Source organism: Nonomuraea sp. NPDC005650 (assembly GCF_040605375.1).
Taxonomy (GTDB): domain Bacteria; phylum Actinomycetota; class Actinomycetes; order Streptosporangiales; family Streptosporangiaceae; genus Nonomuraea.
The window spans coordinates 353,252-376,646 of record NZ_JBEXCR010000008.1; the positions used below are offsets into that span (position 1 = coordinate 353,252).

The 23,395-nt window shown below is 71.4% G+C and carries 2 protein-coding genes (1 of these 2 only partly in view); both read left to right on the forward strand.

Features of this window, described 5'->3' with window-relative positions; genetic code table 11:
* Entirely contained in the window at nt 1–12,774 is a 12,774-nt protein-coding gene (locus ABZS69_RS16805; RefSeq protein WP_355372502.1) for an amino acid adenylation domain-containing protein, read from the forward strand.
* On the forward strand, nt 12,774–23,395 hold part of the coding region annotated (locus ABZS69_RS16810; protein ID WP_355372505.1) for an amino acid adenylation domain-containing protein (this coding region is incomplete at its 3' end). The annotated region continues 6,000 nt past the right edge of the window; 10,622 of 16,622 annotated nt are visible. The genes ABZS69_RS16805 and ABZS69_RS16810, both read left to right, overlap by 1 nt.

Below are 23,395 nucleotides of genomic sequence, written 5' to 3' on the forward strand. Positions count from 1 at the left end.
ATGGCTGCAGCTCACGGCGAACTCCGCGAACTGATGTCCGGCCAGCTCGCCATGTGGTACGCCCAGCGATTCGCGCCCGACAACTGGAGCTTCCGCATCGCGGAGTACATGGAGATCCGCGGCGAGGTGGACCTCGTGCTGCTGGAGCGCGCCGCGCGCCGGAGGCTGGAAGAGGTCGAGACGTTCCGGCTGCGCTTCCGGGTGGTCGACGGCGTCCCGATGCAGTACCTGCACGACGCGAGCGACTACCCCGTGCCCGTCGTCGACGTCAGCGCCGAACCCGACCCGCGCGCCGCCGCCGAGGAGTGGATGCAGGCCGACCTGCGGCGGGCCGTGGACCTCGACGGCGGCGAGCTGTCCGGGACCGCCCTCATCAAGCTCGCCGGCGATCTCGTCTACTGGTACTCGTGGGCCCACCACTGCGCCATGGACGGGCAGGGCGGCCTGCTGATCGCCGGTCGGGGCGCGGAGCTCTACACCGCGCTCCTGGAGGGCCGTTCGGTCGAGGACGGGGCAGTGGAGCCGGTGTCCGTGCTGTTCGACGCGGACCGGGCCTACCGGGAGTCCGAAGGTTTCGAGCAGGATCGCCAGTACTGGCTCGGCCGGCTCGCCGACCTCCCGATCGTGATGGCCGGCGGCTCGAACCGTACCCGCCGCGCCCAGGACGCCCCCCTCCGGTACACCGACGCCGTCGGCCCGTCGGAGGCCGCCGAGCTCAAGACCGCCGCGCGCGGCCTGAAGACGAGCCTCGCCGGCCTGTCCATCGCCGCGGCGGCCCTCTACCAGCACCGGATGACCGGGGAACGGGACGTCGTGGTCGGCATTCCCGTACGCGCCCGCACCGGCAAGCGGGAGATGGCGATCCCCGGCATGACCTCCAACATCCTGCCGCTGCGCCTCACCATCGACCCGGACACGACTGTCGGCGACCTGCTGCGGCAGACCTCCCAGGCGATCAGGGAGGGGCTGCGTCGGCAGCGCTACCGGTACGAGGACATGCACACCGACCTGCGGATCGCCGAGGGCGAGCTGTGCGGGCTGCTCATCAACGTCATGTCCTTCGACTACGACCTGCGCTTCGGCGACTGCGCCATCACCGCGCACAACCTGTCCACCGGGCCCGTCAACGGGGTGCGGATCGATCTCTATGAGCGGTCGGGGTTGCAGGTCAATGTCGATGTGAATCCGGATCTGCACGACCTGGGGGCGGCTTCGGATGTGTCGCGACGGTATCTGAGCGTGTTGCGGTGGCTGGGGGCGGCTGCCGGGGAGGAGCGCGTCGGCGGGGTGGAACTGCTCGACGCCGAGGAGCGGCGGCTGGTGGTGGAGGAGTGGAACGACACGGGTGTCGAGGTGTCGTCGGGGTCGTTGGTGGAGTTGTTCGAGGCGCGGGTGGCTGCGGTTCCGGATGCGGTGGCGGTGGTCGGGGACGGGGTGGAGTTGTCGTTCGCGGAGGTGGATGGGCGGGCGAATCGGTTGGCGCGGTTGTTGGTGGGGCGGGGTGTCGGGGTGGAGTCGGTGGTGGGGGTGTGTTTGGAGCGTGGTGTCGATCTGGTGGTCGCGCTGCTGGCTGTGCTCAAGGCGGGGGGCGCCTATCTGCCGGTGGACCCGGAGTATCCGGCTGAGCGGATGGCCTACCTGGTGGGTCAGGCCGGTGCGGTCTGTGTGATCACGTCGTGCGGTGTGGAGGCGCCGGGTGGCGTGGCGCGGGTCGAGATGGATGATCCGGCGGTGGTGGCGGAGCTGGGAGGTCTGCCTGGTGGGGCGTTGAGCGCTGATGAGCGTGGTGGGGTGCTGTCGGGTGGGAGTGCGGCGTATGTGATGTTCACGTCGGGGTCGACGGGGCGGCCCAAGGGCGTGGTGGTGCCGCATGCGGGCGTGGTGAATCGGCTGGTTTGGATGCAGGAGCGCTTGCGGTTGGCCCCTGGTGAGCGGGTGCTGCAGAAGACGTCGTTCGGGTTCGACGTGTCGGTGTGGGAGTTCTTCTGGCCGTTGTTGTGGGGTGGGGTGTTGGTGCTGGCGCGGCCGGGTGGGCAGCGGGATGCCGCCTATCTGGCGGAGTTGATTCAGCGGGAGAACGTGCGGGTGGCGCATTTTGTGCCGTCGATGTTGGAGGCGTTCCTGGCTGAGCCGGCCGCTGCACAGTGTGGTGGCCTGGAATGGGTGGTGTGTTCGGGTGAGGCGCTGCCGGTGCATGTGATGCGGCGGTTCTTCGAGGTGCTGGGTGGGGTGGGGCTGGAGAACTATTACGGCCCGACGGAGGCGTCGATCGATGTGACCGCTTGGCGGTGTGTGCCTGGCGAGTCGGTGCCGATCGGGCGGCCGGTGGCCAATACGCGGGCGTTTGTGCTGGATGAGTTCCTTCGGCCGGTGCCGCCGGGGGTGGTGGGCGAGTTGTATGTGGCCGGGGTGCAGCTGGCGCGCGGCTATACCGGCCGTCCCGGGCTGACGGCTGAGCGGTTTGTGGCGTGCCCGTTCGGGGCGGGCGAGCGGATGTATCGGACCGGGGATCGGGCGTGCTGGGACGCCGAGGGCGAGCTGATGTTCGCCGGTCGGGTGGATGACCAGGTCAAGATCCGTGGGTTCCGGGTGGAGCCGGGTGAGGTCAGCACGGTGCTGGCCGCCTGCCCCGGTGTCGGCCAGGTCGTGGTGGTGGCGCGGGAGGACGTGCCGGGGGACGTGCGGCTGGTGGCGTATGTGGTTGCCGGTGGTGAGACGGTCGATGTGGAGGTGGTGCGGGGGTTTGCGGCGGAGCGGTTGCCGGGGTACATGGTGCCGTCGGCGGTGGTGGTGCTGGAGGCGTTGCCGGTGTCGGTCAACGGCAAGCTTGACCGCCGGGCTCTGCCGGCTCCTGAGTACACCGCCGGGGTAGGTCGTGCCCCGGCCAACCTCCGCGAAGAGATCGTCTGCGCGGCCTTCGCCGAAGTGCTCGGCCTGGAGAGCGTGAGCGCAGACGACGACTTCTACCGGCTGGGCGGGCATTCGCTGCTGGTGATCCGGCTCGTGGAGGTCCTACGTTCTCGCGGTGTCTCGGTTTCCGCACGGGCCCTCTTCGACACACCCACGCCGGCCGGCCTGGCCGCATCCGTGAGCGCCGGGCAGAGAGAGGTGCCCGACAATCTGATTCCGGCCGACGCGACCGCCATCACGCCGGAGATGTTGCCCCTGGTGGAGCTGACCGGCGAAGAGATCGAGCGGATCGTGGCCACGGTCGAGGGTGGTGCGGCGAACGTGGCCGACATCTATCCGCTGGCGCCTTTGCAGGAAGGGCTGCTGTTCCACCACCTGCTGGCCGACGGCGGTGAGGACGCCTATGTCACGCCGGCGGTGCTGGAGTTCGACTCGCGGGGGCGGGTGGGGCAGTTCGTCGAGGCGTTGCAACGGGTGGTGGATCGACACGACATCTATCGCACGTCGCTGGTGTGGGAGGGGCTCAGGGAGCCGGTGCAGGTGGTGCGGCGTCGGGCCGTGTTGCCGGTCGAGGAGGTGGTGCTGGAGCCCGGCTGTGTTGATCCTGCTGGTGCGCTGGTGGAGTTGGCGGGTTCGGTGATGGATCTTCATCGGGCGCCGTTGATGGGTGTGCATGTGGCGGCGGTGCCGGGTGGTGAGCGGTGGCTGGTGCTTGTGCGGATGCATCATGTGGTCAGGGATCACACCGCGCTGGAGGTGCTGTTCGCCGAGGTGCGGGCGTTCCTGGCCGGGCGGGGGGCGGAGCTGGCCGAGCCGCTGCCGTTCCGGAACTTCGTGGCGCAGGCACGTCACGGGACCACGGACGCCGAGCACAGCCACTATTTCGCTGAGCTGCTGGGGGATGTCGAGGAGCCGACGGCGCCGTTCGGGCTGGTGGATGTGCGGGGTAACGGTGTCGATTCCGTGCATGAGGTGGTGCCGTTCGCCGCTGAGCTGCATGGGCGGTTGCGGGAGGTGGCCCGGCGGCTTGGGGTGAGCCCGGCGACGGTGTTGCATGTGGCGTGGGCGCGGGTTCTGGCTACGGCTTCCGGGCGGCAGGACGTGGTGTTCGGCACGGTGCTGTTCGGCCGGATGAATGCCGGTGCCGGGGCGGATCGGGTGCCGGGCCCGTTCATGAACACGTTGCCGGTGCGGTTGCGTACGGGTGAGCTTGGTGTGCTGGCGGCGGTGTCGGCCATGCGCGGCCAGCTTGCCGAGCTGTTGGAGCACGAGCATGCGCCGCTCACCCTGGCGCAGCAGGCCAGCGGGGTGGCGGGTGATACGCCGCTGTTCACTTCCTTCCTGAACTACCGGCACAACACCGGCGCCGGCGTGGACGGGGAGATAGAGGGGGCGCGGCTGCTGTTCGTGCGCGAGCGCACCAACTATCCCCTGGTCATCTTGATCGATGACAACGGCGACAGCATGTCAGTGGGTGTCGATGCGGTCGCGCCGATCGACGCCCGGAGCGTGGGGCTGCTGGTCCGTACTGCTACCGACAATCTGGTGGTCGCGCTGGAACTGGCCCTGGACGGCGGACCGGACGTGCCGCTGAACAGCGTGGACGTACTGGATGCCAAGGCGCGGCGGCTGGTGGTGGAGGAGTGGAATGACACCTCTGCCGATAGGCCGTCCGGGACGTTGGCGGAGTTGTTCGAGGCGCGGGTGGCTTCGGGGCCGGATGCGGTGGCGGTGGTCGGCGACGAGATGGAGTTGTCGTTCGCGGAGGTGGATGCGCGGGCGAATCGGTTGGCGCGGTTGCTGGTGGCTCGTGGTGTCGGGGTGGAGTCGGTGGTGGGGGTGTGTTTGGAGCGTGGTGTTGATCTGGTGGTGGCGCTGCTGGCCGTGTTGAAGGCCGGGGCCGCTTATCTGCCGGTGGACCCGGAGTATCCGGCTGAGCGGATGGCCTACCTGGTGGAGCAGGCTGGTGCTGCGTGTGTGATTGCTTCGGCGGGGGTGGGGTTGCCTGCCGGTGTGGTGCGGGTCGGGGTGGGGGATGCGGCGGGGTTGTCGGGCGAGCCGCTGAGGGAGGACGAGCGCGGCGGCGTGCTGGATGGGGGGAACGCGGCGTATGTGATGTTCACCTCGGGCTCGACCGGACGGCCTAAGGGCGTGGTGGTGCCGCACGCCGGGGTGGTGAATCGGCTGGTTTGGATGCAGGAGCGCTTGCGGTTGGCCCCGGGTGAGCGGGTGCTGCAGAAGACGTCGTTCGGGTTCGACGTGTCGGTGTGGGAGTTCTTCTGGCCGTTGTTGTGGGGTGGGGTGTTGGTGTTGGCGCGGCCGGGTGGGCAGCGGGATGCGGCTTATCTGGCGGAGTTGATTCAGCGGGAGAACGTGCGGGTGGCGCATTTTGTGCCGTCGATGTTGGAGGTGTTCCTGGCTGAGCCGGCCGCTGCACAGTGTGGTGGCCTGGAATGGGTGGTGTGTTCGGGTGAGGCGCTGCCGGCCCATGCGGTGCGGCGGTTCTTCGAGGTGCTGGGTGGGGTGGGGCTGGAGAACTACTACGGCCCGACAGAAGCTTCGATCGATGTGACGGCCTGGCGGTGTGTGCCCGGCGAGTCGGTGCCGATCGGGCGGCCGGTGGCCAATACGCGGGCGTTTGTGCTGGATGAGTTCCTTCGGCCGGTGCCGCCGGGGGTGGTGGGCGAGTTGTACGTGGCCGGGATACAGCTGGCGCGCGGCTATGTCGGTCGTGCGGGGTTGAGTGCCGAGCGGTTTGTGGCGTGTCCGTTCGAGCCCGGTGCGCGGATGTATCGGACCGGGGATCGGGTGAGCTGGAACGCCGACGGCGAGCTCCTGTTCGCCGGTCGGGTGGATGATCAGGTCAAGATCCGTGGGTTCCGGGTGGAGCCGGGTGAGGTCGGTTCGGTGCTGGCCGCTTGCCCTGGTGTCGGCCAGGTCGTGGTGGTGGCGCGGGAGGATGTGCCGGGGGACGTGCGGCTGGTGGCGTACGTGGTCCCTGCCCTGGTCGACGCCGAGGCGGTGCGGGGGTTTGCGGCGGAGCGGTTGCCGGGATACATGGTGCCGTCCGCTGTGGTGGTGCTGGAGGCGCTGCCGGTGTCGGTCAACGGCAAGCTCGATCGCAAGGCTCTGCCGGCTCCTCACTACACCGCCGGGGTGGGCCGTGCCCCCGCCAACCTCCGTGAAGAGGTGTTGTGCGCGGCCTTCGCCGAGGTGCTGGGGCTGGACAGCGTGGGGGTGGAGGACGACTTCTTCCGGCTGGGCGGGCATTCGCTGCTGGTGATCCGGCTCGTGGAGATATTGCGGTCGCGTGGTGTGTCGGTGTCGGTGCGGGCGTTGTTCGAGACGCCGACGGTGACCGGGCTGGCTGCGGCGGCCGGGCCTCGGCAGGTGGAGGTTCCGGAGAACCGAATCCCGGCCGACGCGACCGCCATCACGCCGGAGATGTTGCCCCTGGTGGAGCTGACCGTCGAAGAGATCGAGCGGATCGTGGCCACGGTCGAGGGTGGTGCGGCGAACGTGGCCGACATCTATCCGCTGGCGCCCTTGCAGGAAGGGTTGCTGTTCCACCACTTGCTGGCCGACGGCGGTGAGGACGCGTACGTGCTGCGGGCGGTGCTGGAGTTCGACTCGCGGGGGCGGGTGGGGCAGTTCGTCGAGGCGTTGCAGCGGGTGGTGGATCGGCACGACATCTATCGCACGTCGCTGGTGTGGGAGGGGCTCAGGGAGCCGGTGCAGGTGGTGCGGCGTCGGGCTGTGTTGCCGGTCGAGGAAGTGGTGCTGGAGCCGGGCTGCGTTGATCCTGCTGGTGCGCTGGTGGAGCTGGCGGGTTCGGTGATGGATCTTCATCGGGCGCCGTTGATGGGTGTGCATGTGGCGGCGGTGCCGGGTGGTGAGCGGTGGCTGGTGCTTGTGCGGATGCATCATGTGGTCAGGGATCACACCGCGCTGGAGGTGTTGCTCGCCGAGGTGCGGGCGTTCCTGGCCGGGCGGGGGGCGGAGCTGGCCGAGCCGCTGCCGTTCCGGAACTTCGTGGCGCAGGCACGCGGTGGCGTCGAGGACGCCGAGCATTCGCGGTACTTCGCGGAGCTGCTGGGTGACGTGCAGGAGCCGACGGCGCCGTTCGGGCTGGTGGATGTGCGGGGCGACGGTGTCGATTCCGTGCATGAGGTGGTGCCGTTCGCCGCTGGGTTGCATGGGCGGTTGCGGGAGGTGGCCCGGCGGCTTGGGGTGAGCCCGGCGACGGTGTTGCATGTGGCGTGGGCGCGGGTTCTGGCTACGGCTTCCGGCCGGCAGGACGTGGTGTTCGGCACGGTGCTGTTCGGCCGGATGAATGCCGGTGCCGGGGCGGATCGGGTGCCGGGCCCGTTCATGAACACGTTGCCGGTGCGGTTGCGTACGGGCGAGCTCGGTGTGCTGGCGGCGGTGTCGGCCATGCGCGGCCAGCTTGGCAAGCTGCTGGAGCACGAGCATGCGCCGCTCACCCTGGCCCAGCAGGCCAGCGGGGTGGCGGGTGATACGCCGCTGTTCACCTCCTTCCTGAACTACCGGCACAACACCGGCGCCGGCGTGGACGGGGAGATGGAAGGCGTGCGGCTGCTGTCCGTGCGTGAGCGCACCAACTATCCCCTCGTCATCCTGATCGATGACAACGGCGACAGCACGTCGGTGGCCGTCGACGCGGTCGCGCCGATCGACGCCCGGAGCGTGGGGCTGCTGGTCCGCACCGCTACCGACAACCTGGTGGCCGCGCTGGAACTGGCCCTGGACGGCGGACCGGATCTGCCGCTGAACAGCGTGGACGTGCTCGACGCCGAGGAGCGGCGTCTGGTGGTGGAGGACTGGAACAGCACGGCGGTCGAGGGTCTCGACACTCCGGTGGTGGAGTCGTTCGAGGCGCAGGAGCCTGGCGCGGTCGCGGTGGTCGCCGACGGGGTCGAGGTCTCGTATGCGGAGTTGGACGAGCGGGCGAACCGGCTGGCGCATGTCCTGATCGGCGAGGGGGTTCGGGCCGAGTCGGTGGTGGGGGTGTGCCTGGAGCGAGGCGTCGATCTGATCGCGGCGCTGCTGGCGGTGTGGAAGGCCGGGGCGGCATACGTGCCGATCGATCCGCGACAGCCGGTGGAGCGGATCGCGTTCATGCTGGCCGACAGCCGCGCCGTGCTCACGGTGACGAGTGAGGAGATCGCCGAGGAGTTGCCCGCGGGCCGGGCCCGGATGCTCACCCTGGACGACACGTTCACGAAGATGCGGCTGGCCGCCGCGCCGGCCACCAAGCCCGAGCGGGCGATGCTCGGTGAGCAGGCCGCGTATGTCATCTACACCTCGGGCTCGACAGGCAGGCCGAAGGGCGTGGTGGTCACCCAGGCCGGCCTGGCGAACTACGTCGCTTCGGTGCCCGGACGGCTGGGGATGGCCGGGGGCCGGTACGCGCTGGTGCAGGGGCAGGCGACCGACCTGGGCAACACGATCGTCTTCGCCGCCCTGACCACGGGTGGGCGATTGCACATCGTGCCGGAAGACGCCGCCACCGATCCGGTCGCGCTGAGCGCGTTGCAGGTGGACTACCTGAAGATGGTGCCTTCCCACCTGGCGGCGTTGGGCGAGCTGGAGCCGCTGCTGCCCGATCGGGCGTTGGTGCTGGGCGGGGAGGCGGCGGCGCCGGGCTGGGTGGAGCAACTGCTCACGGCGGCCGGGCGGCGTGGCTGCGCGGTGTTCAACCACTACGGCCCCACCGAGACCACCATCGGCGTCGCGACGACCCGCCTGCGGGCCGGGGGAGTGGTCCCGATCGGGACACCGGTCGCGAACACCCGCATGTACGTGCTGGACGAGAACCTGGCACCGGTGCCTCCGGGCGTGGTCGGGGAGCTCTACATCGCCGGGGCGCAGCTTGCCCGGGGCTACCTCGGACGCTTCAGCCTGACGGGTGAACGGTTCGTGGCCTGTCCCTTCGACGGCGGGCGCATGTATCGCACCGGCGACCGGGCTCGCTGGACCCACGACGGTGAGCTGGTCTTCGCCGGGCGGGTGGATGACCAGGTCAAGATCCGTGGCTTCCGGGTGGAGCCGGGTGAGGTCCGAGCCGTGCTGGCCAGGTGCCAGGGCGTCGATCAGGTCGCGGTGGTGGCCCGCGAGGAGTCGCCGGGTGACCTGCGCCTGGTCGGTTACCTGGTGGCGCAGGATGCGGAGAGCGCCAGTGAGCTGCCGTCGGTGGTGCGCGCGTTCGCGGCCGAGCGGCTGCCGGACCACATGGTTCCGTCGGCCTGGGTGGTGCTGGACGCGTTGCCGCTGACGGCCAACGGCAAGCTGGACCGCCACGCCCTGCCCGCACCCGACCGCGCCGCCACCACCGGAGCCGGTCGCGGGCCGTCCAGCCCGCGCGAGGAGGCGCTGTGCGCCGCGTTCGCCGAGGTGCTCGGGGTGCCCGCCGTCGGGGTCGATGACGACTTCTTCGAGTTGGGCGGCCATTCACTGCTCGCCGTCCGGCTGGTCGAGCTGCTGCGGACCCGAGGTGTCTCCGTGTCGGTGCGGACGTTGTTCGACACGCCGACGGTGGCGGCGCTCGCCGGTTCCGCGGGCATCGAACGGGTGGTGCCGCCGGCCAACCTGATCCCCGCGGACGCCACGGCCATCACGCCGGACCTGCTGCCGATGGTGGACCTGGACGCCGACGAGGTGGCGCGGATCGTGGCCACCGTCGAGGGCGGCGCGGCGAACGTGGCCGACGTCTACCCGCTCGCGCCCCTCCAGGAAGGACTGCTGTTCCACCACCTGCTGGCGGACGGCGGCGACGACGCATACGTGATGCCGGCTGTGCTGCGGTTCGATTCGAGAGCGCGGCTCGACGCCTTCCTCGACGCGCTGCAGCAGGTGGTGGCCCGGCACGACATCTACCGCACCTCCTACGTATGGGAAGGGCTGCGCGAGCCGGTCCAGGTGGTGTGGCGCCGTGCCGTACTGCCGGTCGAGGAGGTGGCCCTGGACCCGCGGGCCGCCGATCCGGTGGCCGAGCTGGTGGCGGCCGGCGGGCAGACCATGGACCTGGGGCGGCCGCCAATGCTCGACGCCCACATCGCGGCCGAGCCGCGGAGCGACCGATGGCTGGTGCTGGTGCGCGCTCATCACATGGTGCGCGACGGCACCGCGCTGGAAGTACTGCTCGCGGAGATCCTCGCCATCATGACCGGACGGGGTGACGAACTGCCGCGGCCGCTGCCGTTCCGCGACTTCGTCGCGCAGGCCCGCGGCGGGGTGCGGCGGTCCGAGCACGAGCGGTACTTCAGGGAGCTGCTGGGCGACGTCGAGGAGCCGACCGCCCCGTACGGCGTGGCGGATGTGCGGGGCGACGGCGCCGGCGTCGTGCGCGCGCAGATCGGGGCGTCGCCGGAGCTGATCGACCGCCTGCGCGAGGTGTCGCGGCGCCTGGGGGTCAGCCCGGCGACGGTGCTGCACGTGGTGTGGGCCCGGGTGGTGGCGGTGGTCTCCGGCCGGGACGACGTGGTGTTCGGCACCGTGCTGTTCGGGCGGATGAACGCCGGCATGGGCGCGGACCGCGTGCCCGGGCCGTTCATCAACACGCTTCCGGTACGCGTCCGCACGGGCCTGCTCGGCGCGCGGGACGCCGTGTTCGAGATGCGGTCCCAGCTCGGAGAACTGCTGGAGCACGAGCACGCCCCGCTGGCCCTGGCGCAGCAGGCGAGCGGGGTGGCGGGGGACACGCCGCTGTTCACCACCATCCTCAACTACCGGCGGAACACCGGACAGGACCTGGGCCGGCGCTGGGACGAGTCGATGGAGGGCGCCCGCCTCGTGTACGCCCGCGAGCGCACGAACTATCCGCTCGCGCTGCTGGCGGACGACGACGGCGACGCCATCAGGCTGGCGGTGGACGCCGTCGCACCGATCGACGCTCATGCCGTGGGCGCGCTCGTGCGGACGGGGGCGGAGAACCTGGTGTCCGCGCTGGAGTTGGCGCTGGACGAAGGGTCTGACCTGCCGCTGCACGCCGTGTCCGTGCTGGACGAGGCCGAGTGCCACCGGGTGCTGGCGGAGTGGAACGGCGCGGCGGTGGAGGTGGAGCCGGCGACGCTGGTCGAGTTGTTCGAGGCGCAGGCGAGGCGGACGCCTGAGGTGGTCGCGGTGGCTTCCGGACAGGTGGAGCTGTCGTACGCGGCGCTGGACGAGCGGGCGAACCGGCTGGCCCGGTTGCTGGTCGGCCGAGGCGTGAAGGTGGAGTCGACGGTCGGCCTGGTGCTGGGGCGGGGGGTGGAGTGGGTCGTCGCGGTGTTGGGCGTGTTGAAGGCGGGGGCCGCGTTCCTGCCGCTCGATCCGGTGTACCCGGCGGATCGGATCGCGTTCTCCCTGGCCGACGCGGGGGCGGCGACGGTGGTGACCTCCTCGGCGCTGGCCGGGCGGTCGCCTGAGGGCGTGCAGAAGGTGGTGCTCGACGATCCGGCGGTCGTGACGGAGCTGGCCGGGCTGGCCGGTGCGGGGCTGACCGCCGGGGAACGCATCGGGCGGCTGGTGCCGGGGTGCATGGCGTACGTGATCTACACGTCGGGGTCGACCGGGCGCCCCAAGGGGGTGATGGTCACCCATGACGGTGCGGTCAATCTGATCACGGCCGGGGGATGGCAGGTGGAAGCCGGGGACCGGGTGCTGCAACTCGCCTCGCCGGGGTTTGACGCCGCCTGCTGGGAGGTGCTGGTGGCGTTGTGGTCGGGCGGCTGCCTGGTGGTGGCGGACGCGCAGGACCTGCTGCCGGGCGCCGGACTGGCCGAGGTCGTGGCCCGGCTCGAGGTGAGTCACGCGCTGGTGCCGCCCTCGTCGCTGAGCGTGCTGGCGCCCGCGGATCTGGCCGGCATACGGACGCTGGTGGCCGGCGGAGAGGCGCTGGGGCCGGAGCTGGTGGCGCGATGGGGTGTGGGGCGCCGGCTGGTGAACGCCTACGGCCCGACCGAGGTGACGGTCTGTTCGGCGATGACGGACGAGCCGATGTCGGGGGACGAGGTGTCGATCGGCCGGCCCAACGTGAACACGCGGGCGTACGTGCTGGATGGCTTCCTCCGGCCGGTGCCGCCCGGGGTGGCCGGGGATCTGTACCTTGCCGGCGCGCAGGTGGCCCGCGGGTACGCCGGTCGCCCGGGATTGAGCGCCGAGCGGTTCCTGGCCGATCCGTTCGGCCCGGTGGGTGAGCGGATGTATCGGACCGGGGACCGGGTGCGGTGGACCGAGGCCGGACGGCTGGTGTTCGCCGGACGCAGTGATGATCAGGTCAAGATCCGGGGGTTCCGGATCGAGCCGGGCGAGGTGCAGGCGGCCGTGGCCGCCCACCCCCGCGTGGTCCAGGCGGCGGTGATCGCCCGGGAGGATGTGCCGGGCGAGAAGTCCCTGGTCGCCTACGTCGTTCCGGAGGAGGACGACGCGCGGCTGGCGGAGTCGGTGCGGGCGTTCGCGGCCGAGCGGCTGCCGGCGCACATGGTGCCCTCCGCCATCGTGACGCTGGACGCCCTGCCCGTGACCACCAGCGGCAAACTCGATCGCAAGGCCCTGCCCGCGCCCGCGTACAAGGCGGGAGCCGGCCGAGGGCCGGCCGACGCGCGGGAGGAGATCCTGTGCGACCTGTTCGCCCAGGTGCTCGGGCTGCCCGCGGTCGGGGTGGATGACGACTTCTTCGCGCTGGGCGGGCATTCGTTGCTGGCGGTGCGGTTCGTCAGCCGGGTGCGTACGGCGCTCGGCGTCGAGGTGCCGTTGCGGACGCTCTTCAAGGCGCGGACGGTGGCTGAGCTCGCACGCCAGTTCGGAGACAAGAAGCCGGCCAGGCCGGCGCTACGGCCGATGCGTACCCGGGAGGGTTCCTGATGATTCCGTTGTCATTCGCGCAGCGACGGCTCTGGTTCATCGGGCAGCTGGAAGGCCCGAGTGCGATCTACAACATCCGGATCGCGCAGCGGCTGGCCGGCGAGGTGGACCGGGTGGCGCTCGACGCGGCGCTGCGGGACGTGATCGGGCGGCACGAGGTGCTGCGCACGATCTTCCCCGCCGTGGACGACGAGCCCCATCAGCACATCCTGCCGCCGGCCGAGCTGGCCTGGGAGCTGGCGGTGGCCGAGGTGGCGCCCGAGGAGCTGGCGGAGGCGATCGACGCGGCCGCGGGGTATGTGTTCGATCTGTCGGTCGAGGTGCCGGTGCGGGCGTGGCTGTTCTCGCTGTCAAGGGATGAGCATGTGCTGGTGGTGGTCGTCCATCACATCGCGGGCGACGCGTGGTCGCTGGGGCCGTTGGGCCGGGATGTGTCGGTGGCTTATGCGGCTCGGTGCGGGGGTTCGGCTCCGGGGTGGGAGCCGCTCGCTGTGCAGTACGCGGATTATGCGTTGTGGCAGCGGGAGCTGCTCGGGGATCGGCGGGATCCGGAGAGCGTGATCTCGGAGCAGCTCGCCTTCTGGCGGGGGGCGTTGTCCGGCGCGCCGGAGGAGCTGGCGTTGCCCTTCGACCGGCCGCGTCCGGCGGTGGCGTCCTATCGGGGGCACTCGGTGCCGGTGGAGGTCTCGGCCGAGGTGCACGCGCGGGTGGTGGAGGTGGCGCGGGCCGAGGGCGTGACCACGTTCATGGTGGTGCAGGCCGCGCTGGCGGTCCTGTTGTCGCGGTTGGGGGCGGGGGTCGACATTCCGATCGGGTCGGCCAACGCCGGGCGTACGGATGAGGCGTTGGAGGACCTGATCGGGTTCTTCGTCAACACGCTGGTGCTGCGGGCCGACCTGTCGGGGGATCCGACGTTCCGCGAGCTGCTGGACCGGATGCGGGAGTCCAGCCTGTCGGCGTTCGATCACCAGGATGTGCCGTTCGAGCGGCTGGTGGAGGAGCTGGCGCCGTCGCGGTCGATGGCGCGGCATCCGCTGTTCCAGGTGATGCTGAACCTGCAGAACACGGGCGAGGCGGCGCTGGCGCTGCCGGGTGTGCGGGCCACGGGGATGCCGGCGGGCGAATCGGCGGCGAAGTTCGACCTTGAGGTGCTGGTCGGCGAGGAGTTCGACGCGAACGGGGCACCGGCCGGACTGCGGGGGGCGATGGTGGCTGCCGCGGATCTGTTCGATCGGAGGTCGGCCGAGGCGCTGGTGGCTCGCCTGGCGCGGGTGCTGGAGCTGGTGACCGCCGAGCCGCTGGTGCGGTTGAGCGGGGTGGAGCTTCTCGACGGTGAGGAGCGGCGGCGGGTGCTGGAGGAGTGGAACGACACTGCTGGCGACACTGCCGGCGACACCGGCGCTGCGGTGGTGGAGCTGTTCGAGGCGCAGGCGGCTCGGACGCCCGAGGCGGTGGCGGTGCGGTGGGCCGGTGGGCGGGCGTCGTACGCGGAGGTGGACGAGCGGGCCGATCGGCTGGCGCAGGTGCTGGTGAGCGAGGGGGTGGGGGTCGAGTCCGTGGTGGGGGTGTGCCTGGAACGCGGGGTCGAGCTGGTCGTCGCGTTGCTGGCGGTGTGGAAGGCGGGGGCGGCGTATGTGCCGATCGAGCCCGGGCTGCCGGTGGAGCGGATCGCGTTCATGCTGGCCGACAGCCGGGCCGTGCTGACCGTCACCAGCGAGGAGATCGCGGAGGAGCTGACGGAGGGACCGGCGCGGCTGCTCGTGCTCGACGACGCGGTGACGACGCGGCGGCCGGCGGCGGCCCCTGCCGTGCGGCCTGAGCGGGTGACGGCCGGCGGGCAGGCGGCGTACGTCATCTATACGTCAGGGTCGACGGGGCGTCCGAAGGGTGTGGTGGTGCCCCAGGCCGCGCTGGCGAATTACGTGGGGTGGGCGTCCGGGGCTTACGGGGTGGGTGAGGGGGCGCCGCTGCATTCTTCGGTGGCCTTCGATCTGACGGTGACGAGTTTGTGGGTGCCGTTGGTGTCGGGGGCGGCGGTGGTGGTGAGTGCTGAAGGGCCGGCGGGGGTTTTGTCGGGTGGGTTGGTGAAGGTTGTTCCGGCGCATCTGGCGTTGCTGGGCGAGACGGTGCGGGGGGATGTCGGGCGGACGTGGGTGGTGGGTGGGGAGGCGTTGTCGGGCGCGGCGGTTAGGTCGTGGTTGGGCCGGTCGCCGGGGTCGGTGGTGGTGAATGAGTACGGGCCGACGGAGACGACGGTCGGGTGTTGTGTGTTTGAGGTGCGGGCGGGTGATGAGGTCGGTGAGTCGGTGCCGATCGGTCGGCCGATCGCCAATTGCCGGTTGTATGTGCTGGATGAGTGGTTGCGGCCGGTTCCGCCCGGGGTGGCGGGTGAGTTGTACATCGCCGGTGCGCAGGTGGCCCGGGGATACGCGGGCCGGGCCGATCTGACGGCCGAGCGGTTCGTGGCTTGCCCGTACGAGCCCGGCGCCAGGATGTACCGCAGCGGCGACATCGCCCGCCGGCGCAACGACGGGAACCTGGAGTACCTCGGGCGGGCCGATGACCAGGTGAAGATCGGTGAGTTCCGGATCGAGCCGGGTGAGGTGCAGGCCGTGGTGGTGGCGCATCCGCAGGTGTCCCAGGCGGCGGTGATCGCCCGTGAGGACACCCCCGGCGACGTCCGGCTGGTGGCCTATGTCGTGGGCAAGGACGTGCAGCCTCGCCTGGTGCACCGCTACGCCGCCGACCGGCTGCCCAAGTACATGCTGCCGTCCGCGGTGGTCGTGCTCGACGCGCTGCCGCTGACCGCGAACGGCAAGGTGGACCGCGAGGCCCTGCCGGCGCTGGAACAGAAGACGGTCGCGGGGCGGGCTCCCGCCACGGTGCTGGAGGAGCTGCTGTGCCGGGCCTTCGCCGAGGTGCTGGGGGCCTCCGAGGTGGGCGTGGAGGACGACTTCTTCCGGCTGGGCGGGCATTCGCTGCTGGCGGTGCGGCTGGTCAGCCGGGTGCGGGCGGTGCTGGGGATGGAGGTGCCGCTGCGCCTGTTGTTCGAGGCGCCGACGGTGGCGGGGCTGGCGGGCCGGCTTGAGGGCGCCGCGGTGGCACGGCGGGCGCTGCGGGCGGTGGAGCGGCGGCCGGAGCACGTGCCGTTGTCGTTCGCGCAGCAGCGGTTGTGGTTCATCGGCCAGCTCGAAGGGCCGAGCGCGACCTACAACGTGCCGGTCGTGCTCCGGCTGTCCGGCGGTGTCGACCGGGCGGCGTTGAACGCGGCGCTGCGGGATGTGATCGGGCGGCACGAGGTGCTGCGGACGGTCTTCCCCGCTGCGGACGGTGAGCCCCGTCAGCGGATTCTGCCGCTGGACGAGCTCGAATGGGAGCTGACCGCGGTTGAGGTGGCGCCGGAGGACCTTGAGGGAATGACCCGCGCGGCGGTGGGCCAGGTGTTCGATCTGGCGGGTGAGGTGCCGATCCGGGCGTGGTTGCTGTCGGAGTCGGCGGACGAGCAGGTGCTGGTGGTGGTCGTTCATCACATCGCCGGTGACGCGTGGTCGTTGGGGCTGCTGGCGCGGGATGTGTCGGTGGCGTACGCGGCCCGGTGCGGTGGCGCGGCTCCGCGGTGGGAGCCGTTGCCGGTGCAGTACGCGGATTACGCGTTGTGGCAGCGGGAACTGCTGGGCGACGACCAGGACGACGACAGCGTGATCGCACGGCAGCTCGGCTACTGGCGGGACGTGCTGACCGGCCTGCCGGAGGAGCTCGCGCTTCCGGTTGACCGGCCGCGGGCGGCGGTGGCCTCCTACCGGGGGCACACCGTGCCGGTCGAGGTTCCGGCCGAGGTGCACGCGCGGCTGGTGGAAGTGGCGCGGGCCGAGGGCGTCACGACGTTCATGGTGGTGCAGGCCGCGCTCGCCGTGCTGCTGTCGCGGCTCGGAGCCGGGAACGACATCCCGATCGGGTCGCCGAACGCGGGACGCATGGACGAGGCACTGAACGACCTCGTCGGCTTCTTCGTCAACACGCTCGTCCTGCGCACCGATCTGTCCGGGAACCCGACGTTCCGTGAGCTGCTGGGGCGGGTGCGGGAGTCGAGCCTGGCCGCCTTCGACCACCAGGATGTGCCGTTCGAGCGGCTGGTCGAGGAGCTGGCGCCCGCGCGGTCGATGGCCCGGCATCCGCTGTTCCAGGTGCTGCTCACGCTGCAGAACACCGGTGAGGCGGCGCTGGAACTGCCCGGCGTGCGGGTTGCCGGGATGCCGCTGGAGGAGGCGCCGGCCAAGTTCGACCTGGAGCTGAGCCTGACCGAGATGTCCGGCTCCTCGGGAGACCCGTCGGGGCTGCGCGGCGCGCTGCGGGCAGCCGCGGATCTGTTCGACCGGGCGTCGGCCGAAACGCTGGTGGCGCGGTGGATGCGGGTGCTGGACGTGCTGACCGCTGAGCCGGCGACCCGGCTGAGCGGCGTGGACGTGCTGGACGCGGAGGAGCGGCGGCTGGTGGTGGAGGAGTGGAATGACACCTCTGCCGATAGGCCGTCCGGGACGTTGGCGGAGTTGTTCGAGGCGCGGGTGGCTTCGGCGCCGGATGCGGTGGCGGTGGTCGGCGACGGGATGGAGCTGTCTTTCGCGGAGGTGGACGCGCGGGCGAACCGGCTGGCGCGGCTGCTGGTGGCTCACGGTGTCGGGGTGGAGTCGGTGGTGGGGGTGTGTTTGGAGCGTGGTGTCGATCTGGTGGTGGCGTTGCTGGCGGTGTTGAAGGCGGGGGCCGCTTATCTGCCGGTGGATCCGGATTACCCGGTGGAGCGGATGGCGTACCTGGTGGGTCAGGCCGGTGCTGTGTGTGTGATCGCTTCGGCGGGGGTGGGGCTGCCTGCCGGTGCGGTGCGGGTTGGGGTGGAGGATGCGGCGGGGCTGTCGGGCGAGCCGCTGAGGGAAGACGAGCGCGGTGGCGCGCTGGATGGGGGGAATGCGGCGTATGTGATGTTCACGTCGGGCTCGACGGGGCGGCCCAAGGGTGTGGTGGTGCCGCATGCGGGGGTGGTGAACCGGCTGGCTTGGATGCAGGAGCGGTTGGGGTTGCCGCAGGGGACCCGGGTGTTGCAGAAGACGTCGTTCGGGTTCGACGTGTCGGTGTGGGAGTTCTTCTGGCCGCTGCTGTGGGGCGGGGTGCTGGTGCTGGCGCGGCCCGGTGGGCAGCGGGATGCTGCTTATCTGGCGGAGTTGATCCAGCGGGAGAACGTGAAGGTGGCGCATTTCGTGCCGTCGATGTTGGAGGTGTTCCTGGCCGAGCCGGCCGCCGCACAGTGCGGCGGCCTGCAATGGGTGGCCTGTTCGGGTGAGGCGCTGCCGCTCCACGCGACGCGGCGGTTCTTCGAGGTGCTGGACGGCGTGCGGCTGGAGAACTACTACGGGCCCACCGAGGCGTCGATCGAGGTCACCGCCTGGGAGTGCCCGCCTGACTGGGCGGGGAGCTCCGTGCCGATCGGGCGGCCGGTGGCCAACACCCGGGCGTACGTGCTGGATGAGTTCCTCCGGCCGGTGCCACCGGGCGTGGTCGGCGAGCTGCACATCGCCGGGGTGCAGGTCACCCGCGGCTATATCGGCCGTCCCGGGCTGACGGCCGAGCGGTTCGTCGCGTGCCCGTTCGGCCCGGGTGAGCGGATGTACCGGACCGGGGACCGGGTGAGCTGGACGGCCGACGGTGAGCTGCTGTTCGCCGGGCGTGCCGACGACCAGGTCAAGATCCGCGGGTTCCGGGTCGAGCCCAGCGAGATCAGCCTGGTCCTGGCCGCCTGTCCCGAGGTGGGGCAGGTGGCGGTGGTGCCTCGGGAGGATGTGCCGGGGGATGTGCGGCTGGTGGCCTATGTGGTTCCCACTGACGGTGGGGCGGTCGATGTGGAGGTGGTGCGGGGGTTCGCCGCGGAGCGGTTGCCGGAGTACATGGTGCCGTCCGCCGTGGTGGTGCTGGACGCGCTGCCGGTGTCGGTCAACGGCAAGCTCGATCGCAAGGCTCTGCCTGCTCCCGCGTACACCGTGAGTTCCGGGCGGCGGCCGGGCACCCGTGAGGAGGAGGTGCTGTGCGAGGCGTTCGCGCAGGTGCTCCGCCTGGAGAGCGTCGGGGTCGATGACGACTTCTTCCAGCTCGGCGGGCATTCGCTCCTGGCGGTGCGGATGGTCAGCCGGATCCGGGCGGTGCTCGGTGTGGAAGTGCCGTTGAAGGACCTGTTCGAGGCGCCCACGGTCGCGCGGCTCGCCTCCCGGCTGGCCGGTGCCGAGGCCGCCCGCAAGGGGCTCGCGCGGATGGAGCGGCCGGAGCGGGTGCCCCTGTCGTACGCGCAGCAGCGGCTCTGGTTCATCGGCCAGCTCGAAGGGCCGAGCGCGACGTACAACATCCCGGTGTCGTTGTCCCTGTCAGGGGACGTGGACGTGGCGGCGCTCGGCGCGGCGTTCCGGGACGTGATCGGGCGGCACGAGGTGCTGCGCACGATCTTCCCCGTGGTCGACGGCGAGCCCTGCCAGCGGATCCTCCCGGTCGAGGAGCTCGACTGGGAGCTCCCGGTGATCGACGTCACCGCCGCGGAGCTGCCCGGCGCCGTCGCCGAGGCGGCCGGGTACGCCTTCGACCTGTCGTCGGAGGTGCCGATCCGGGCGTGGTTGTTCTCGGCGGCGGCGGGCGAGCACGCGCTGGTGGTCGTGGTCCATCACATCGCCGGGGACGGGGCCTCGATGGGGCCGCTGGCCGCGGACCTCTCCGCGGCCTACCGCGCCAGACGCGCGGGTACGGCTCCAGAGTGGCAGCCGCTGCCCGTGCAGTACGCCGACTACGCGTTGTGGCAGCGGGAGTCGCTCGGCGATGAGCGGGATCCGGAAAGCGTGATCTCCGGGCAGGTCGCGTACTGGCGGGAAGCGCTGGCCGGGGCGCCGGAGGCGCTGGAGCTGCCCTTCGACCGGCCGCGGCCGGAGGTGGCCTCGCATCGCGGGCACCTGGTGCCGATCGAGGTGCCGGCCGACGTGCACGCGCGGCTGGCGGAACTGGCGCGGGGCGAAGGCGTCACCACCTACATGGTGGTGCAGGCCGCGCTCGCCATGCTGCTGTCCCGGCTCGGGGCCGGAACCGACATCCCGATGGGAGCGGCGAACGCCGGGCGGAACGACGAGGCGCTGAACGAGCTCGTCGGCTTCTTCATCAACACGCTCGTCGTGCGTACGGACCTGTCCGGGGACCCGACGTTCCGTGAGCTGCTGGGGCGGGTCCGGGAGCGGAGCCTGGCGGCGTTCGATCACCAGGACGTGCCGTTCGAGCGGTTGGTGGAGGAGCTGGCGCCGTCGCGGTCGATGGCGCGGCATCCGCTGTTCCAGGTGATGTTCAAGGTCCAGAACAACGCCGAGGCGGTGCTGGACCTGCAAGGAGTACGGGCTGAGGGGATCTCGCCGGGGGCGTCGGCGGCCAAGTTCGACCTGGACTTCACGGTGGTGGAGCTGCCGGGGTCGGGCGGGTTGCGGGGGTCGCTGGTGGCGGCGGCCGACCTGTTCGACCGGCACTCGGCGGAGCTGCTGGTGGCGCGGTTGGCAGGGGTGCTGGCTGCGGTGACCGCCGAGCCGTCGACCCGGTTGAGCGGGGTCGAGGTGCTGGACGAGGCCGAGCGGCATCGGGTGCTGGTGGCGTGGAACGACACGGCGGCCGAGGTGGGCGCCGAGTCGTTGGTGGAGCTGTTCGAGGCGCAGGTGGCGCGGTCGCCGGAAGCGGTCGCGCTGGTGGCCGATGGGGTGGGCCTGTCGTACGCGCAGGTGGAGGAGCGGGCGAACCGGCTGGCGCGGTTGCTGGCCGTCAGGGGCGTCGGGCCGGAGTCGGTGGTCGGCGTCTGCCTAGAGCGCGGCGCCGACCTGATCGTGGCGTTGCTGGCGGTGCTCAAGGCGGGTGGCGCCTATGTGGCGCTGGATCCGGCGTATCCGGTGGAGCGGCTGCGGTGGATGGTGGCCGATGCCGCGCCGGTGGTGGTCCTGGCGTCGGCCCGGACGGCGGGTGTGGTCACGGGTGACGTGGTGGCGCTGGACGATCCGGCCGTGGTCGCCGAGCTGGCGGGTCAGGCCGGAGCCGCGCTGGGCGTTCAGGTGGCCAGCGGGAACGCGGCGTACGTGGTGTACACGTCGGGGTCGACGGGGCGGCCGAAGGGGGTGGTGGTGCCGCATCGCGGGGTGGTGAGCCTGTGCGGATGGCTGGGTGAGAACGTGCTGGCGGGGCCGGGGCGGTCGCGGGTGGCGTTGACGACGTCGGTGTCGTTCGACGCGTCGTGGAACCAGCTGGCGGCGTTGTTCACCGGCCATGAGCTGCATGTGGTGGACGGGGAGACGTGGCTGGACGCGGGCCGGCTGGTGGGGTGGCTGGCCGATGGCGGGGTGGATTTCGCCGAGGTGACGCCCTCGTACGCGCAGGTGCTGGTGGAGGCGGGGCTGCTGGAGCGGACCGGGCTGAAGCGGCTGGGCGTGGGCGGGGAGGCGGTGCCGCGAGGGTTGTGGGAGCGGCTGGCCGCGTCCGATGTGCGGGGGTTCAATTTCTACGGTCCGAGCGAGTGCACGGTGGATACCGCGGTCGCGCGGATCGGCGGTGCCGCGGGGCCGGTGGTCGGGCCGCCGGTGGCCAACACGCGGGTGTATGTCCTGGATGAGCGGCTCTCGCCGGTGCCGGCGGGGGTGGCCGGCGAGTTGTACGTGGCGGGTGCTGGCGTGGCGCGAGGATACGCGGGGCGTCCGGCGCTGACGGGTGAGCGGTTCGTGGCCTGCCCGTTCGAGGACGGGCGGATGTACCGGACCGGGGACCGGGTGCGCTGGTCCGCCGACGGCCGGCTCGTCTTCCTGGGCCGGGTGGACGATCAGGTGAAGATACGGGGATTCCGGGTGGAACCGGGCGAGGTCGGCGCGGTGCTGGCGGGTTGTCCGGGGGTCGGGCAGGTCGCGGTGGTGGCACGGGAGGACGCGCCGGGGGATGTGCGGTTGGCGGCCTACGTGGTCCCGGCGGACGCACGGGAGACCGGCCTGAGCGAGACGGCCCGGCGTTTCCTGGGCGAGCGGCTGCCCGAGTACATGGTGCCGTCGGCGGTGGTGGTGCTGGAGGCGCTGCCGTTGACGGCGAACGGGAAGGTGGATCGCGCGGCCCTGCCCGTCCCGGAGTACGCGGCCAAGGCGGGGCGGGGGCCTGCCGACGCCCGGGAAGAAGTGGTGTGCGCCGCGTTCGCCGAAGTGCTGGGCGTCGAAAGCGTGGGAGTGGAGGATGACTTCTTCGCGCTCGGCGGCCAGTCGCTGCTGGCGATCCGGGTGGTGGCGTTGTTGCAGGCGCGTGGGGTGTCGGTGTCGGTGCGTTCGTTCTTCCAGGCGCCGACACCGGCCGGGTTGGCGCGGTCGGTCGGCGAGGCGCGGGTGGCGGTGCCGGACAACGCGATCCCGGCGGACGCCACCGCGATCACACCGGAGATGCTGCCGCTGGTCGAGCTGACGGCGGAGGAGATCGACCGGATCATGGCCACGGTCGAAGGCGGCGCCGCGAACGTCGCCGACATCTACCCCCTCGCACCCCTGCAGGAAGGGCTCCTGTTCCACCACCTGCTCGCCGAGGACGGCCAGGACGCCTACGTGCAGCCCACCGTGGTCGAGTTCGACTCCCGCGCCCGGCTGGACGCCTTCGCCGACGCACTCCAGCAGGTCGTGAACCGCCACGACATCTACCGCACCTCGATCGTCTGGGAAGGGCTGCGTGAGCCCGTCCAGGTCGTGTGGCGGCGGGCGGCGCTCCCCGTGCACGAGGTGGCGCTCGACCCGCAGGACGGCGACGTGGCGCTCGACCCGCAGGACGGCGACGTGGCGCTCGACCCGCAGGGAGGCGACCTCGCCGAACGCCTGGTGGCGCACGTCGGCCGGACGATGGACCTCGGCCGGGCGCCGCTGATGAGCATCCACCGCACGCCCGTCCCCGGCACCGCCCGATGGCTGGGGCTGGTGCGGGTGCATCACATGGCGCAGGACCACACCGCGCTCGAAGTGGTGATCGAGGAGGTGCGGGCGTTCCTCGCGGGACGCGGCGCCGACCTGCCCGAGCCGCTGCCGTTCCGCACCTTCGTGGCCCAGGCCCGAGGCGCCGTCAGCCGCGCCGAGCACGAGCGGTACTTCGCCGGCCTGCTCGGCGACGTGACCGAGCCGACCGCCCCCTACGGCGTGCTGGACGTGCGCGGCCACGGCACCGCCTCCGTACGCGAGATCGTGCCGTTCCCGGTGGAGCTGGACCGGCGGGTGCGCGAGATCTCCAGGCGCGTCAGCGCCAGCCCGGCGACTATCCTGCACGTGGCCTGGGCCAGGCTGCTCTCCGTGCTGTCCGGCCGCGACGACGTGGTGTTCGGCTCGGTGCTGTTCGGCCGCATGAACGCGGGCACCGGCTCCGAGCGCGTGCCGGGCCCGTACATGAACACCCTCCCGGTACGCGTCCGCACCGACGGGACCGGCGTGCTCGAAGCGGTCGCCGCGATGCGCGGCCAGCTCGCCGGGCTCGTCCGGCACGAGCACGCCTCGCTGGCGGTCGCGCAGCAGGCCGCCGGTGTCACGCCGCTGTTCACGGCCCTGTTCAACTACCGCCACAACAC